Genomic DNA, 15,215 nt, shown 5'->3' on the forward strand with positions numbered 1-15,215 from the left:
GCTCCACGCCGAAGGGATCGTGATGGTGCAACGTCGTGTGGTGACGGCCGCGTTGGCCGCCGCCGTGCTCCTGGTGACGACCGGCTGCTCCTCCGACGACGGAGAGAAGACGGACGCGGCCGGCAGCCCACCCCCGAGCAGCAGCAGTGCCGGTTCGTCCCCGCCCGGCAAGGCGGCGGACGAGCCACCTCCCGCGAAGGGCTCGGTGAAGGTGGTCCGCACCGTCGCCGAGGGCCTCGACACCCCGTGGGGGCTTGCGCCCCTCCCTGAGGGCGGCCTCCTCGTCTCCTCCCGTGACGGGGCCACGATCAGCAGAATCGACGAGAAGACCGGCAAGCGGACCGAGCTCGGCGAGGTCCCCGGCGTCGCCCCGGCGGGCGAGGGCGGCCTCATGGGCATCGCCGTCTCCCCGGAGTACGCCTCCGACCACATGATCTACGCGTACTTCACCTCGGAGTCCGACAACCGCATCGTGCGGATGCTGTACGACCCCGAGAAGCCGGCCGGCGAACAGCTCGGCGCCCCTGACACCATCCTCCGGGGCATCCCCAAGGGCACCAACCACAACGGCGGCCGGCTCGCCTTCGGCCCCGACCGGATGCTCTACGCGAGCACGGGCGAGCGGTACGAGGGGCCGCTGGCCCAGGACAAGGACTCCCTCGGCGGCAAGATCCTCCGTATGACCCCGGAGGGGCAGCCCGCCCCGGGCAACCCCTTCGACGACTCCGTCGTCTACTCCTACGGCCACCGCAACGTCCAGGGCCTCGCCTGGGATCCCGAACAGCGCCTGTGGGCCTCGGAGTTCGGCCAGAACACCTGGGACGAGCTGAACCACATCCGCCCCGGCGGGAACTACGGCTGGCCGGAGGTGGAGGGCAAGGGCGGCGAGTCCGGCTATGTGGACCCGGTGGCCGTGTGGAGCACGGAGGAGGCCTCCCCGAGCGGGATCGCCATAGCGGAGGGCTCGGTCTGGATGGCGGGCCTGCGCGGCCAGCGTCTGTGGCGCGTCCCCCTCGACGGCACGAAGACCGCCGCCGACCCCCAGGCCTTCCTGGAGGGCGACTACGGCCGACTCCGCACGGTCGTCTCCGCCGGCGGCGACAAGCTCTGGCTGGTGACCAGCGAGACGGACGGACGGGGCTCCCCGGAGGGCGGCGACGACAAGATCCTCGAGCTGGAGGTGACGTAGACCTCCGCCTACTCCTCGGCCGCCGTGGCCGAGTCGGCCTCCTTCTCCACGGGCTCGGGCGGGCGTATGACGACCTTCCCGGACGCGAGGTCTATCGGTCCGCGTCCTGGATCGTTGTCCCCGACGTCCTCACGGGTCAGTGCCAGCCGGTTCTCCTCGTCACGGGTGTGCTTGCGGCCAGGTGCGAACAGTTCCTCGAAGGCGTTGAACACTGTCTTCCCTCCCCCAGGGCCACGAGGCGGCGGGCGGGCGGTCCCGGTCGGGCAGCGGAGCCTCGGTGGTCCTCCCTTCCATCATCCCGCGGCCAGCCGTTCTCCGGCCCCTGTAGGGGCCAGGCCCACCCGGTGGGCCACCGCCGCCGCCTCGCCCCGGCTGGAGACGCCGAGCTTGGCGAGGATGTTGGAGACGTGGACGCTGGCCGTCTTGGGGGAGATGAAGAGTTCCTCGGCTATCTGACGGTTGGTGCGGCCCGCGGCGACCAGGCGCAGGACGTCGTCCTCCCGGTCGGTGAGGCCGAGCGCGGCCACGGGGTCGGCGGCGGTGGGAGCCGGCTCGGGTGCGCGGCTCAGGGTGAGGCGGGCTCGGCGGGCGAGGAGGGCGACCTCGTCGGCGAGGGGGCGGGCGTCGAGGTGGTCGGCGACGGCGGCGGCCAGCCGCAGCAGTTCCGTCGCCCGGTCCCGGGCCTCGTCGGTGCCGTCGGCCAGCAGCGCCTCGGCGAGGCGGTGCCGGACGCGGGCGAGGTCGTAGGGCCGTTCCAGCGGCTCGAAGGCGTTGACGACGTCGGACCAGGTGTCGGGGTCCGTCCTGCCCTCGGCGCGCTGGAGTTCGGCGCGGACCCAGCGTTCGTGGGCGAGCCAGATCGGTGAGCCGGTGGTGAGCTTCCTGGCCACGGTGAAGATCCGGTCGAGGGTCTCGGCACGGCCGGGCCCGGCGGCCGGGAGGGTGCGGGCGTCGGCCTCGGCGGTGGCGGCGGTGAGCAGCAGGGGCCAGGCGTAACGCTGGGTGCCGACGGAGAAGCCGGTGTCGAGGACGCGGGCCAGTTCCGCGCGGGCATCCATGAGGCGGTCCTCGGCGGCGGCGATGCCGAGGGCGAGGAAGGAGAGCGGCAGATCGTTCTGCGGCATGGGGTTGTGGTGGCCGTAGTGGCCGCGGGCGGCGGCCAGGTGACCGCGGGCTTCGGCGATGTCGCCGCGGGCGAGGGCGATGAAGGTCTGGATGAGGGTGCTGAGGCCTCGGGACTTCTGGCTGGAGGCGACGCTCTGGGCCATGGTCACCGCTTCGAGGGCCTCGTCCCAGCGGCCCAGGGAGAGCAGGGACTCGGCGAGGTTGCCCCACACCCAGGCCTCGGACTCCAGCAGGCCCCGGCGTCGGGTGATGTCGATGCCCTCCTTCAGCAGGCGCACGGCTTCCTGGGAGCGGCCGATGCCTTCCAGGCAGGAGGGGATGTTCACATAGGAGCGGCCCACGACGGCGGCGGGTCCGCGTTCCAGGGCGCGGCGGCGGACCTCCTCCATCACCGCGATGCCCGTGTCGACGTCGCCGGCGTCGACCATCAGGCCGCCGAGGGTGAGGCGGGCGTTGAGTTCGATGTCCTCGGCGCCCACCATGCGCGCGTAGTCGACGGCGCGCTGGGCGTCGGAGAGCGCGTCGGGTCCGGGGGCGTGGAGCATGGACCAGCCGGCCACCCGGGAGAGCACTTCGGCGTGGACCTCGGAGGGCGGCAGTCCGCGGACGAGGTCCTGGGCGGTGGCGAGTTCCTTCCAGCCGTCGCCCCGGGCGAGACCTTCGGTGAGCAGGGAGCGCTGGACCCAGAACCAGGCGGTGCGCAGCGGGTCGCCCCCGTCCGCGAGCAGGTCCAGTGCGCGGCGGGTGATCCGCATGGCCCGCTCGCGCTCTCCGCACAGCCGTCCGGCGACGGCGGCCTCGGCCATGAGGTCGAGGTAGCGCAGCGGGGTGGTGGCCGGGTCGCAGCCGCAGGGAGGGTAGACCTCGGTGTAGTCGACGGGGCGGAGGGCGGCGCGGACGGCCTCGGGGGCGGTGTCCCACAGCTCCATCGCCCGTTCCAGGAGGCGGAGTTGCTCGGCGTGGGCGTGCCGGGAGCGGGCCTCGGCGGAGGCGTCGAGGACGGCGGGCAGGGCCTTGGCGGCGTCGTGGGCGTGGTACCAGTAGCTGGCCAGGCGGGTGGCGCGGCCGTCGGTGGGGACGAGGGACGGGTCGGCCTCCAGGGCCTCGGCGTAGCGGCGGTTGAGGCGGGAGCGTTCGCCGGGCAGCAGGTCGTCGCTGACGGCCTCGCGGACCAGGGAGTGCCGGAAGCGGTAGCCGTCGTCGCCGGGGGCGGCGAGCAGGATGTTGGCGCCGACGGCGGCCCGCAGGGCTTCGATGAGGTCGTCCTCGGGGAGCCGGGCGACCGCGGCGAGCAGGGCGTACTCCACGGTGGAGCCGCCCTCGGCGACGAGGCGGGCGATCCGCTGGGCGTCCTCGGGGAGCCGTTCGACGCGGACGAGCAGCAGGTCGCGCAGGGAGTCGGTGAGGCCGGGGCAGCCGCCGTCGTGGGCGGCGACGGCGAGTTCCTCGACGAAGAAGGCGTTGCCGTCGGAGCGGTCGAAGATCTCGTCCACGCGCTCCGGTTCGGGTTCGGTGGCGAGGATGCCGGCGAGTTGGTGGCCGACCTCGGCGCGGTTGAAGCGGGGCAGTTCGATGCGGCGGACCGTGCGGAGGCGGTCGAGTTCGGCGAGGAGGGGGCGCAGCGGGTGGCGGCGGTGGATGTCGTCGGAGCGGTAGGTGGCGAGGACGACGAGGCGGCCGGTGCGCAGGGTGCGCAGGAGGTAGGCGAGGAGGTGGCGGGTGGAGGCGTCGGCCCAGTGCAGGTCCTCCAGGACGAGGACGATCGTGCGGTCGGCGGCGAGGCGTTCCAGCAGGCGGGCGGTGAGTTCGAAGAGGCGCGCGGTGCCCTCCTCGTCGTGCCGTGCGCGGGGGGTCTCGCCCAACTCGGGCAGCAGCCGGGCCAGTTCCTGTTCCTGTCCGGTGGCCGCGGCGGCCAGTTCGTCGGGCAGTCGGCGGCGCAGCGCCCGCAGGGCGGTGGAGAAGGGGGCGTAGGGCAGGCCGTCGGCCCCGATCTCGACACAGCCGCCGAGGGCGACGACCGCGCCCCCGCGCGCGGCCTCGCCGGTGAACTCCTCGACCAGGCGGGTCTTGCCGACCCCGGCCTCACCGCCGAGCAGCAGTGCCTGTGGGCCGCCGCCCCCTCCGCCCCCGTCTCCCCCGTTCCCCGCCGCGACCGCGGCGCCTCCCCCGGCGCGGGCCAACGCCTCGCGCAACACCTTCAGTTCGTCGGTACGACCCACGAACACCGGACTGACGGACCTGGTCTCCACAGCGCCGAGCATCGCACGGCCCTCGGACACTCGGGCACCGATTATCCGCGGCCCCCGGGCGGCCAGGAGGCGATCGGCCGCCCAGGGGACGGCTTCCGTCCCGGCCCGGGCGGCCCTCCCCGTCATGCGGGACGCGGGAAGCGGAGCCGGCGTGGGCGGTGGTGTGGCACGCTCCCCTCCGCGTCCTGTTCCCCGTCCCCCGAGGCGGACCTCGTCGTGGTCGTGGAGTCGTGTGCGGCCGCGCGGCGGGCGCGGCGGGCCTCGCGCACCTGGCGGTAGTGCTCGGCCTCGCGGATCAGCTCGGCGGAACGGATCTGCTGGAGCTCGTACTCGAACATCTCGTACCCCTCGTGAAGAGTCGGTCTCGGCTCGCTTGCTGCGATGCCTCAACCTTCGTCCTTGACGCGGGTGCGCCACATCGGGAGAGTTCCGCATCTTGGACGCGGCGAGGGGCCTTAGGCCCGTCGTAGGGATGCCTACGACGGGCCTAAGGCCCCTCAGAAGCCGCTTCCGCCCGGTCGGGCGAGGGCGTCAGGTGCTCGGCAGTGCCAGCAGGAGGTCGGAGTACTTCAGGGCGGCCAGCACCAGCCCGATGAAGCCGACCGAGACACCGGCCCAGGCCACCGACTTGATCCACGGCGCCTGGACCTGGTCGGGGTCGCCGAACGCGGGCCGCACCAGCACGGCGACGCCGACGATCAGGCCGACCACCGCGAAGAGGCCGCCCCAGAGGGCGGAGGCCTGCCAGGCGTCGCCGTAGACGGCCTGGAGCTGGGTGGCGACGGTCGCGTTGGTCGCGGCCTGCATCTCCAGCTGTCCGGTGATCTCCTCACGCGCGGAGGCGACGGTGCCGACCCAGCCGCCGGTGAGGGAGACGAGGCCCAGGACCACGGACACGATGCCGGCGGCCCCCTGGCCGACGCCCGGCGTCGCCTTCGCGGCGGCCGGCGGGAACTCCTCGCTGGCTTCCTCGGCTTCCCCGGCCTCGTCGGAGGCGTCGGTGCCGTCGGTCTCGACCGAGTCGTCGGCCCCCGGCGCGGCGTCCTCGGGCGCCGCGTCCTCCTTGGTGACGTCGGTGCCCTTCACCGACTCGTCGTCGTTCCTGGCCTCGGCGCCCGTCTCGGCCCCGGTCTCGTCAGCTGTCTTGGTTCCCATACCTCGCACCGTACGAATGTTGTCTGAGAGGTTTCTTAATGATCCTGGTGAGCGCTGCGGGCGCGTGCCGCACGCCATTCGGGCGCCAGGACGGACCATATCTCCAGGTCGTGCCGTACCCCTCGGTGGGGATATCTCTCGCGCTGCACACCGTCCCTGACCATGCCGAGCCGCCGTGCCACATCGAGGCTCGGGGTGTTGCCGGAGGCCGCGATCCATTCGACCCGGTGGACGGCGCGGACGTCGACGGCCCAGTCGATGAGGATCCGCATGGCGCGGGTGACGAGCCCCCGCCCGGTGGCGGCGGGCTCCAGCCAGCAGCCGACCTCACAGTTGGCGTTCTCCGCGTCGAAGTTGAGGAAGAGGACCCCGCCGACGAGTGTGCCGTCGAGCCAGATGCCGTGCAGGGAGCCGGTGTCGGCGGCGCGCATGTCGGCGTACCGCTGGAGGACGACGCGGGCGCCGTCGACGTCCGTGGCGCTCTGGCCGAAGGGGACGTACTGGTTGATGAAGTCCCGTCCCCGCTCCAGGTGGGCGAGGAACTCCTCGGCGTGCCAGGGCTCCAGGGGCCGTAGTTCGGCGCCGTCGTCACCCAGGGATATCGCGTACATCCTCCGGTCGCTCCTTCTCCAGATCTTCCACCACGACGTCCGCGAGCCTCTCATGGGCGGCGCGGGTCTCGGGCGGTTCGATGCTGATGCGGGGCATGCGCCGGTCGAGCCAGCGGGGCAGCCACCAGTTGGCGCCGCCGAGCAGGTGCATGAGGGCGGGGACGAGGAGCGTACGCAGGACGAAGGCGTCCAGGGCGACGGCGGCGGCGAGCGCGATGCCGAACATGGCGATCACGCGGTCGCCGCTGAGCACGAAGGCGAGGAAGACGGAGATCATGATGACCGCGGCGGAGTTGATCACCCGGCTGGTCTCGGCGAGGCCGACGCGGACCGCGCGCCGGTTGTCGCCGGTCTCCAGCCACTCCTCGTACATCCGGCTGACCAGGAAGACCTGGTAGTCCATGGAGAGTCCGAAGAGGACCGACACCATGATCACGGGGAGGAAGGGTTCGATCGGTCCGGCGCGGCCGAGGCCCAGCAGCTCGCTCCCCCAGCCCCACTGGAAGATCGCGACGACCACGCCGAACGCGGCGGCGACGGCGGCCACGTTCATCGCGGCGGCCTTGAGCGGTATCCCGATGGACCGGAAGGCGAGCAGGAGCAGCAGACAGCCGAGGCCGATGACGACGCCCACGAACAGCGGCAGCTTGCCGACGATGACGTCCGCGAAGTCGTCGTACCCGGCGGTCACCCCGCCGACGTGCAGATCGAGCGTGGTGCCCGTCTCGGCGCGCGGCAGCACCTCGTCGCGCAGCCGTTCGACCAGCTCGCTGGTCCTCGCGGACTGCGGGGAGGAGTCGGGGACGACAGTGAGGTAGGCGGTGTCGCCGCCGGTGTCGTACGTCACCGGGGTCACCGTCGAGACGCCTTCGGTGGCCCTGAGCGTGGTGTCGAGGTTGTCGAGGGCGAGCTTGTCGGCGGCGCCGTCGACCTCGGTGACGAGGGTGAGGGGGCCGTTCACGCCCGGGCCGAAGCCGCCCGCGAGGAGGTCGTACGCCTGGCGGGTGGTGGTCGTCGCGGGGTCGTTGCCCTGGTCGGAGGTGCCGAGGCGCAGTCCGAGCGTGGGCAGGGCGAGCAGGGTCATGACGACCAGGGCGAGGGCGCCGAGCTTCTTGGGGTGCCGTTCGACGAAGGCGGACCAGCGGGCGGCGAAGCCGGTGGGCACCTCGGGCTCGGGGCCGTGCTCGGCGAGACGGCGGCGCTCGCGGCGGCTGAGCGCCCGCATGCCGATGAACGACAGCAGGGCCGGCAGCAGCGTCACGGAGGCGGCGACGGTCAGGACCACGGTGAGGGAGGCGGCGATCGCGACGCCGTTGAGGAAGCCGAGCCGCAGGATCAGCATGCCCAGCAGGGCTATGCAGACCGTGGCGCCGGCGAAGACCACGGCCCGTCCGGTGGTCGCGACGGCGCTGCGCGCGGCCTCCTCGACGGACAGGCCCCGTTTCAGCCCCCGGCGGTGCCGGGTCACGATGAACAGCGCGTAGTCGATGCCGACGCCGAGGCCGATGAGGGTGCCCAGCATGGGCGCGAAGTCGGCCACCGTCATGGCGTGCCCGAGCAGGGTGATCCCCGCGTAGGCGGTGCCCACGCTGACGAGCGCGGTGGCGATCGGCAGCAGCGAGGCGGCGAGCGAGCCGAAGGCCAGGAAGAGGACGACGGCGGCGACGAGGACACCGACGATCTCCGCGAGGTGCCCGCCGGAGGTCTCGGTGAGTCCGATCGAGGTGCCGCCCAGCTCCACCTGGAGCCCGCTGCTCTCGGCGGCCTTCGCCGTGTCGACGACGGCCTCGGCCTGCGCCTTGTCCACGTCCTCGGCGGGCCGGTCGAAGGTGACGGTGGCGTAGGCCGTACGGCCGTCCTCGCTGATCCGGCCGCCGTCGGCGCCGTCGTAGGGGTCGGTCACGGCGGCGACGCCCGGCAGCTCGGCGATCTTGTCGAGGGTCTTCGTCATGGTCTGCTCGACGGCGGCGGCCCGCACGCTCGCGGCCCCGTCGCTCGCGGCCCCGCCGCTCGTGTGCCAGACGACGGTGGCGCTGTCACCGCTGACGCCCGGGAAGCCCTCGTTCAGCAGTTCGGTGGCACGGCTGGACTCGGTTCCGGGGGTCTTGTAGTCGTTCGAGTACGCGGCTCCCGCGACGGCGGCGCCCGCGGCCGTGCCGGCGAAGGCAAGAAGCCACAGGAGGACGGCGACAAGACGGTGCCGGAGACACCAGCGCGCGAGGGCTGCCACGGATCGTGCTCCTGAGGGGGGAGGCGTGAGTGATTCCTGGCAACTGTTGCACCACAATGTGATCGTTTGGCCCCTTTGAGGGTCTCCTCACAGGGGATGGGAGACACCTCACAGGACAGATGACGGCACTCTGTCGCCCTGCGTCACGGCCGCACGCACGCCCGAGGGCGACGCATCGCGGGGATGCGCCGCCCTCGGGGATACGCGGAGAACCGCCGTCGCGTTCAGCCCTCGCCGACGCCCAGCTTCTCCAGGATCAGCTCCTTGACGCGGGCCGCGTCGGCCTGACCGCGGGTGGCCTTCATGACCGCGCCGACCAGGGCACCGGCCGCGGCGACCTTGCCGGAGCGGATCTTGTCGGCGATGCCCGGGTTGCCGGCGATGGCCTCGTCGACGGCGGTGCCGAGGGCACCCTCGTCGGAGACGACCTTCAGACCGCGCTTCTCGACGACCTCGTCCGGGGTGCCCTCACCCGCGAGGACGCCCTCGATGACCTGCCGGGCGAGCTTGTCGTTCAGGTCGCCCTTCGAGACCAGCTCGGTCACGCGCGCGACCTGCTCCGGCGTGATGGCCAGCTCGTCGAGCGCCGTGCCCGACTCGTTGGCGCTGCGCGCCAGCTCGCCCATCCACCACTTGCGGGCGGAGGCGGCGTCCGCCCCGGCCTCGATGGTGGCGACGATGAGGTCGAGGGCCCCGGCGTTGAGGATCGCCTGCATCTCGGTGCCCGAGATGCCCCACTCCGCGAGGAGCCGGTTGCGGCGGACCAGCGGCAGCTCGGGCAGCGCGGCCCGCAGCTCCTCGACCCACTCGCGCGAGGGGGCCACCGGCACGAGGTCCGGCTCGGGGAAGTACCGGTAGTCCTCGGCCTCCTCCTTGACCCGGCCCGAGGTCGTGGACCCCGTGTCCTCGTGGAAGTGGCGGGTCTCCTGGATGATCGTGCCGCCGGACGAGAGCACCGCGGCGTGCCGCTGGATCTCGAACCGGGCCGCACGCTCCACGGACCGCAGCGAGTTGACGTTCTTGGTCTCCGAACGCGTGCCGAACTTCTCGGTGCCGTTCGGGCGCAGCGACAGGTTCACGTCGCAGCGCATCTGGCCCATCTCCATCCGGGCCTCGGAGACGCCGAGCGCCTTGATGACCTCGCGCAGCTCACGGACGTACGCCTTGGCGACCTCGGGGGCACGCTCGCCGGCGCCCTCGATCGGCTTGGTGACGATCTCGATGAGGGGGATGCCCGCGCGGTTGTAGTCGAGCAGCGAGTGCGAGGCGCCGTGGATACGGCCGGTGGCCCCGCCGACGTGCGTCGACTTGCCGGTGTCCTCCTCCATGTGGGCGCGCTCGATCTCCACGCGGAAGGTCTCGCCGTCCTCCAGTTGCACGTCGAGGTAGCCGTTGAAGGCGATCGGCTCGTCGTACTGGGAGGTCTGGAAGTTCTTCGGCATGTCCGGATAGAAGTAGTTCTTCCGGGCGAAGCGGCACCACTCGGCGATCTCGCAGTTCAGCGCGAGACCGATCTTGATCGCCGACTCGACGCCGATCGCGTTGACGACCGGGAGCGCGCCGGGCAGGCCGAGGCAGGTGGGACAGGTCTGCGTGTTGGCGCCCTGACCGAGTTCGGTCGAGCAGCCGCAGAACATCTTGGTCCTGGTGCCGAGTTCGACATGGACCTCAAGGCCCATGACGGGGTCGTACGACGCCAGCGCGTCCTCGTACGACACCAGGTCGGTCGTGGTGGTCACGGTGGAAACTTCCCTCTCAGCCCAGCAGGACGTCGTCGTCGCCCAGCCGCTTCAGTTCGCGGTAGAGGACGGCGAGGCCGGTGACGATGCCGATGGCGGCCACAGACGCGTCGATCAGCCGCAGCGTGTCCTGATCGGCGCGGGCCTTCCTGATCCGCTTGGCGATGCCCCACGCGCCGAAGGCGGTGGTGGCGATGGACACGTACGTACCGGACTTGGACTTCTGGAAGTCCTTGGCCTTGGACAGTGCGTTGCTCACAGCGACGGAGCCTCCTCCAGGAGCGGGTGCCCCCACTTTTCCACGAAGGCGGCCTCGACGGCGGCGCCGACCTTGTAAAGACGGTCGTCCTTCAGCGCCGGGGCGATGATCTGCAGTCCGACCGGCAGTCCGTCCTCCGGCGCGAGGCCGCAGGGCAGGGACATCGCGGCGTTGCCCGCGAGGTTGGTCGGGATGGTGCAGAGGTCCGCCAGGTACATCGCCATCGGGTCGTCGGCGCGCTCGCCGATCGGGAAGGCGGTGGTCGGCGTGGTCGGCGACACGATGACGTCGACCTTCTCGAACGACTTCTCGAAGTCCCGGGTGATGAGCGTCCGGACCTTCTGGGCGCTGCCGTAGTACGCGTCGTAGTAGCCGGAGCTGAGCGCGTACGTGCCGAGCATGATGCGGCGCTTCACCTCGGGGCCGAAGCCCGCCTCACGGGTGAGGGAGGTGACGGCCTCCGCGGAGTTCGTGCCGTCGTCACCGGCCCGCAGGCCGTAGCGCAGGCCGTCGAAGCGGGCGAGGTTGCTCGAACACTCGCTCGGCGCGATCAGGTAGTACGCGGCCAGCGCCAGGTCGAACGACGGGCAGTCCAGCTCGACGATCTCGGCGCCCAGCTCCTTGAGGAGGGCGACGGACTCGTCGAACCGCTGGAGCACACCGGCCTGGTAGCCCTCGCCGCGGAACTGCTTGACCACACCGACGCGCATCCCGGCGACGCTGCCGTTGCGGGCGGCCTCGACGACCGGCGGGACCGGGGCGTCGATGGAGGTGGAGTCGAGCGGGTCGTGGCCGGCGATCACCTCGTGCAGCAGCGCCGCGTCCAGGACCGTACGGGCGCAGGGCCCGCCCTGGTCGAGGGAGGAGGAGAAGGCGACCATGCCGTAGCGGGAGACCGCGCCGTACGTCGGCTTGACGCCGACCGTGCCGGTGACGGCGGCCGGCTGGCGGATGGAACCGCCGGTGTCGGTGCCGATGGCGAGGGGCGCCTGGTAGGAGGCGAGGGAGGCGGAGGAACCGCCGCCGGAGCCGCCGGGGATACGGGTGAGGTCCCACGGGTTGCCGGTCGGGCCGTACGCGCTGTTCTCGGTGGAGGACCCCATGGCGAACTCGTCCATGTTGGTCTTGCCGAGGATGACGACGTCCGCGTCCTTGAGCCGCTTGGTGAGCGTGGCGTCGTACGGCGGGATCCAGCCCTCCAGGATCTTCGAACCGACGGTGGTGGGAACCCCGACCGTGGTGAAGATGTCCTTGAGCGCGAGCGGGACGCCGGCGAGCGGGCCGAGCTGCTCGCCCCGGGCCTTCTTCTCGTCGACGGCACGGGCCTGCGCGAGGGCGCCCTCGCGGTCGACGTGCAGGAAGGCGTGCACCTTCTCGTCGACGGCCTCGATCCGGGCGAGGTGGGCCTCGGTGACCTGGACGGCGGTGAGTTCACCGGCGGCGATCTTCGCGGCGATCTCGGCCGCGGTGAGCTTGATGATGGCGTCGGTCATGACGTGATCAGTCCTCCCCCAGGATCTGCGGCACCTTGAAACGCTGCTGCTCCTGGGCCGGGGCGGCGGACAGCGCCTGCTCGGGGGTGAGCGACGGACGGACCTCGTCCGCGCGCATGACGTTCGTCAGCGGCAGCGGGTGCGAGGTCGGCGGTACATCTTGGTCGGCGACCTCGCTGACGCGGGCGACCGCGCCGATGATGTCGTCCAGCTGGCCCGCGAAGTGTTCGAGTTCTTCGGGTTTCAGCTCCAGACGCGCCAGCCGTGCGAGGTGGGCGACCTCCTCGCGCGTGATGCCAGGCATGCAGCGATCCTCTGGGGTGAGTGTGTGTGGTTTGGCGCCAATCCTATGGGGCGCGCGCCGTTGTCCGCGCACGGGTTCTTCGCCCCCGCCGCCCCTACCCGTCCCATCCTCAAGGGGCTGCGCCCCTTCGACCCCCACACGTCCGCCCGGTGGGGGCTTCTCGCGCAGTTCCCCGCGCCCCTGAAAAAGCGGGCTGCGCCCTGCTTTTTTCGGGCCGAAAGGCCGGAGGCCTTTCAGGGGCGCGGGGAACTGCGCGAGAAGCCCCCACCCACCCGCACCCGCCGACGAAACCCGCACCCCCGAGCTGTCAGGCGCCCCGCTGCTCCTCGGCGGTAGCCGCAGGCAACGCCGCCGCCGGCCGCTGCCACCCCCGCGACCCCCGCGCCCGCAGCCAGGCCGTGGCCTCCTCGGGCGGCATCGCGGCAGCGACGAGCCACCCCTGCACCGCGTCGCACCCCAGATCCCGCAACCGCTCCCACGTCTCGTCGTCCTCGACCCCCTCCGCCACGACGAGCAGCCCCAGCGAGTGCGCCAGATCGACCGTGCACCGCACGATCTCCGCGTCCTCGTTGTCGATCGCCAGCCGTGCCACGAACGACCGGTCGATCTTCAGCTCGCTCACCGGCAGCCGCCGCAGATGCACCAGCGACGAGTACCCCGTCCCGAAGTCGTCGAGCGACATCTTCACCCCGTGCCCGGTCAGCCCGGCGAGCGTGTCCGCCGCCCGCTGCGGGTCCTCCAGCAGCACGTGTTCCGTTATCTCCAGCTGCAACGCCCCGGCCGGCACCCCGTGCCGGGCCAGCCGCGCCGCGACCGCCCCCGCGAACCCGGGGGTGTGGACATCGCGCGGGGAGACGTTCACCGCGACCGGCACGTGCAGCCCCTGGGCCCGCCACCGCGCCACCTGCCCGAGCGCCGTCTCCAGGACGTACTCCGTCAGATGCGGCATCAGCCCGGACGACTCGGCGATCGCTATGAACTCGTCCGGCGGCACCTTCCCCCGCTCGGGGTGCACCCACCGCACCAGCGCCTCCAGACCGGCGACCTGCCCGTCGAAGCGCACCTTCGGCTGGTAGTGCAGCTCGACCTCGCGCGCGTCCAGCGCGCGCCGCAGGTCACCGAGGAGACCGAGCCGGTCCGGGGTGTTGGAGTCGCGCTTGGACTCGTAGACCTCGACGCCCGTGCGGTCCCGCTTCGCCTGGTACATCGCCACGTCCGCCCGCCGCAGCAGCCCCTCCGCGTCGAGCGCGTGGTCGGGGAAGACGGCGAGCCCCGCGCTGGCCTCCAGGACGAGGGTGAGCCCGTCGAGGTCGAGCGGTGAACCGAGCGCGGCGACGAGGTTACGGGCGACGCGGGAGGCGGACGTGGTGGAGTCGGCGACGGGCAGCAGGACGGCGAACTCGTCGCCGCCGAGCCGCGCGGCCTCCGCTCCGCGGGGCAGGGCGACCCGCAGCCGGTCGGCTATCTGCAACAGCAGCCGGTCACCGGCGAGGTGCCCCAGCGTGTCATTGACGGAACGGAAGCGGTCGAGGTCGATCAGCATCAGTGCCGATCTCGCCCCGATGCGTTCGGCATCGTCCAGGGCGGTCCAGGTGCGCTCCAGCAGCCACTGCCGGTTGGGCAGTCCGGTGAGCGGGTCGCGCAGCTGTTCCTCGGCGCGGGCGCGGGCGATCCACAGCGTGGAGTCGAGCGCGATGAGGGGGATGGCGAAGAGCGGCAGCAGCAGCGGCTGGGCGAGGGCGACGACGCAGACGAGCGGGGCGATGCCGAGCAGCGCGACGGCGACGAGGCCCTGTCTGACCAGGGCGGTGCGCGCGACGGTGGGCAGACCGCCGCGCGGTGCGGCCAGGTACCAGAGCAGGACGCGGCTGACCACGAGGTAGGCGATGGCGACCAGGGCCACCTGGGGCGCCGAGTAGAGGTTCCAGCTGTCCGGGTCCCAGGGCCGTTCCACGGAGGGGACACGGCCGAAGACCCGCAGGACGAGCGCGCCGGCGCCGATGCCGAGGATGTCGACCGCGCCGTGCAGCACGCCCTGCCGCCAGCGCCCCCGGCGGGCGACACCGACCAGCACGACGACCGTGAGGCTGACCATCCCGGCGGCCACCCAGCCGTAGAGCAGCAGGACGGCGAGGGTGAGGGCGGCGCCGGAGCCGGTGCCGCCCCACCAGCGGGCGCGGCCCATGGCGACGAGGTGGCCGACGATGATGCCGGTGAGCAGGGCGAGGGACCAGCCGACCGCTCCGGCCGGGAAGAGGGCGCTCTCTCCCGTGAAGGCACGGTAGAACCCGGCGCCCAGGATGGCGCCGGCCAGGCCCACGATCACGGCGGGCAGTGCGGGCCAGGACAGCTGCCGGTCGGCGTCGTGCCCCACGAGGTCGTGGGCGCGGTCCTCGCCGAGCGCGCCGGTGAGGGCGGGCGCCCCGCCGGTGCCGACCGAGGTGCCGGTGAGCTGCGCCGGGCCCGGTACGAGCGGGCCGCGTGCGCTCGCGCCCGCACGGCCCGGCGGCCAGGCGCCCCCCGTCCTGGACTCCGCGGCCGTCGTCCGGCCGGGTCCCCGCTCCGGGCTTCCCGGTTCACGACGTCCGAGCCCCCGGCTTCCCGGCTCCCGGCTTCCCTCGAACGGGCGTACCCCCATGAGCAGGGAGCGGCCCCGTCGCCAGGCCCCGGAGACCCGGCGCAGGCGCAGCCTCGAGTCCGGGGCGACGCTCTCGGTCGGTTCCATTCCCGTCCCTCTCACAGCCGGCGGTGCCCACGCCACGCGGCCCGTTGCTCCCGATCGATCCGGGGCGGCACCGCGTCCGAGAACCCGCCACGCGTCCGGGCACGGCAGGCGCACACCTCAACAGTAGGCCGCACAA

General features: G+C 72.5%; 12 protein-coding genes. 1 reads left to right on the top strand and 11 read right to left on the bottom strand.

The window, feature by feature from the left end; translation table 11 throughout:
• Positions 1-22: 22 nt before the first annotated feature.
• Positions 23-1,189: a PQQ-dependent sugar dehydrogenase gene (locus ACZ52C_RS29390; RefSeq protein WP_469077574.1), complete on the top strand. Its 1,167-nt coding sequence runs from the start codon at positions 23-25 to the stop codon at positions 1,187-1,189.
• A gap of 8 nt (positions 1,190-1,197) precedes the next feature.
• Here ACZ52C_RS29390 and ACZ52C_RS29395 read toward each other — a convergent pair whose 3' ends face one another.
• The 11 genes from ACZ52C_RS29395 to ACZ52C_RS29445 all read right to left on the bottom strand — a co-directional run bounded on the left by ACZ52C_RS29395 (position 1,198) and on the right by ACZ52C_RS29445 (position 15,079).
• Entirely contained in the window at positions 1,198-1,401 is a 204-nt protein-coding gene (locus ACZ52C_RS29395) for a DUF6191 domain-containing protein (RefSeq protein ID WP_469077575.1), read from the bottom strand.
• An 81-nt stretch (positions 1,402-1,482) separates the two neighbouring features.
• The gene (locus ACZ52C_RS29400; RefSeq protein ID WP_469077604.1) at positions 1,483-4,575 is read right to left on the bottom strand and encodes a helix-turn-helix transcriptional regulator; all 3,093 of its coding nucleotides are present in this window, start codon (positions 4,573-4,575) and stop codon (positions 1,483-1,485) included.
• A 110-nt stretch (positions 4,576-4,685) separates the two neighbouring features.
• Positions 4,686-4,901 carry a hypothetical protein gene (locus ACZ52C_RS29405; RefSeq protein ID WP_469077576.1) on the bottom strand — a complete coding sequence of 72 codons (216 nt, stop codon included), beginning with the start codon at positions 4,899-4,901 and terminating at the stop codon, positions 4,686-4,688.
• A gap of 193 nt (positions 4,902-5,094) precedes the next feature.
• Positions 5,095-5,718, bottom strand: coding sequence for a hypothetical protein (locus tag ACZ52C_RS29410; RefSeq protein WP_469077577.1), 624 nt, complete (start codon positions 5,716-5,718; stop codon positions 5,095-5,097).
• A gap of 35 nt (positions 5,719-5,753) precedes the next feature.
• On the bottom strand, positions 5,754-6,329 hold the full coding sequence (locus tag ACZ52C_RS29415) for a GNAT family N-acetyltransferase (protein WP_469077578.1): 576 nt from the start codon (positions 6,327-6,329) through the stop codon (positions 5,754-5,756).
• A complete protein-coding gene (locus tag ACZ52C_RS29420; protein ID WP_469077579.1) occupies positions 6,307-8,559 on the bottom strand; it encodes an MMPL family transporter in 2,253 nt (750 codons plus the stop codon). The genes ACZ52C_RS29415 and ACZ52C_RS29420 overlap by 23 nt, the downstream gene beginning before the upstream one ends.
• Positions 8,560-8,783: 224 nt before the next feature.
• Complete coding sequence (gene gatB, locus ACZ52C_RS29425; RefSeq protein ID WP_319109782.1) at positions 8,784-10,298, bottom strand: Asp-tRNA(Asn)/Glu-tRNA(Gln) amidotransferase subunit GatB; 1,515 nt, start codon at positions 10,296-10,298, stop codon at positions 8,784-8,786.
• Between the two features lie 16 nt (positions 10,299-10,314).
• On the bottom strand, positions 10,315-10,557 hold the full coding sequence (locus ACZ52C_RS29430) for a hypothetical protein (protein ID WP_469077580.1): 243 nt from the start codon (positions 10,555-10,557) through the stop codon (positions 10,315-10,317).
• Positions 10,554-12,050: an Asp-tRNA(Asn)/Glu-tRNA(Gln) amidotransferase subunit GatA gene (gatA, locus tag ACZ52C_RS29435; protein ID WP_469077581.1), complete on the bottom strand. Its 1,497-nt coding sequence runs from the start codon at positions 12,048-12,050 to the stop codon at positions 10,554-10,556. Before gatA ends, ACZ52C_RS29430 begins: the two co-directional genes overlap by 4 nt.
• A 7-nt stretch (positions 12,051-12,057) precedes the next feature.
• Entirely contained in the window at positions 12,058-12,354 is a 297-nt protein-coding gene (gene gatC / locus ACZ52C_RS29440) for an Asp-tRNA(Asn)/Glu-tRNA(Gln) amidotransferase subunit GatC (protein ID WP_005480000.1), read from the bottom strand.
• A gap of 307 nt (positions 12,355-12,661) precedes the next feature.
• Positions 12,662-15,079: a putative bifunctional diguanylate cyclase/phosphodiesterase gene (locus ACZ52C_RS29445; protein ID WP_469077582.1), complete on the bottom strand. Its 2,418-nt coding sequence runs from the start codon at positions 15,077-15,079 to the stop codon at positions 12,662-12,664.
• Positions 15,080-15,215 lie beyond the last annotated feature (136 nt).

The sequence above is a fragment of the Streptomyces sp. NPDC034049 genome, assembly GCF_055575575.1.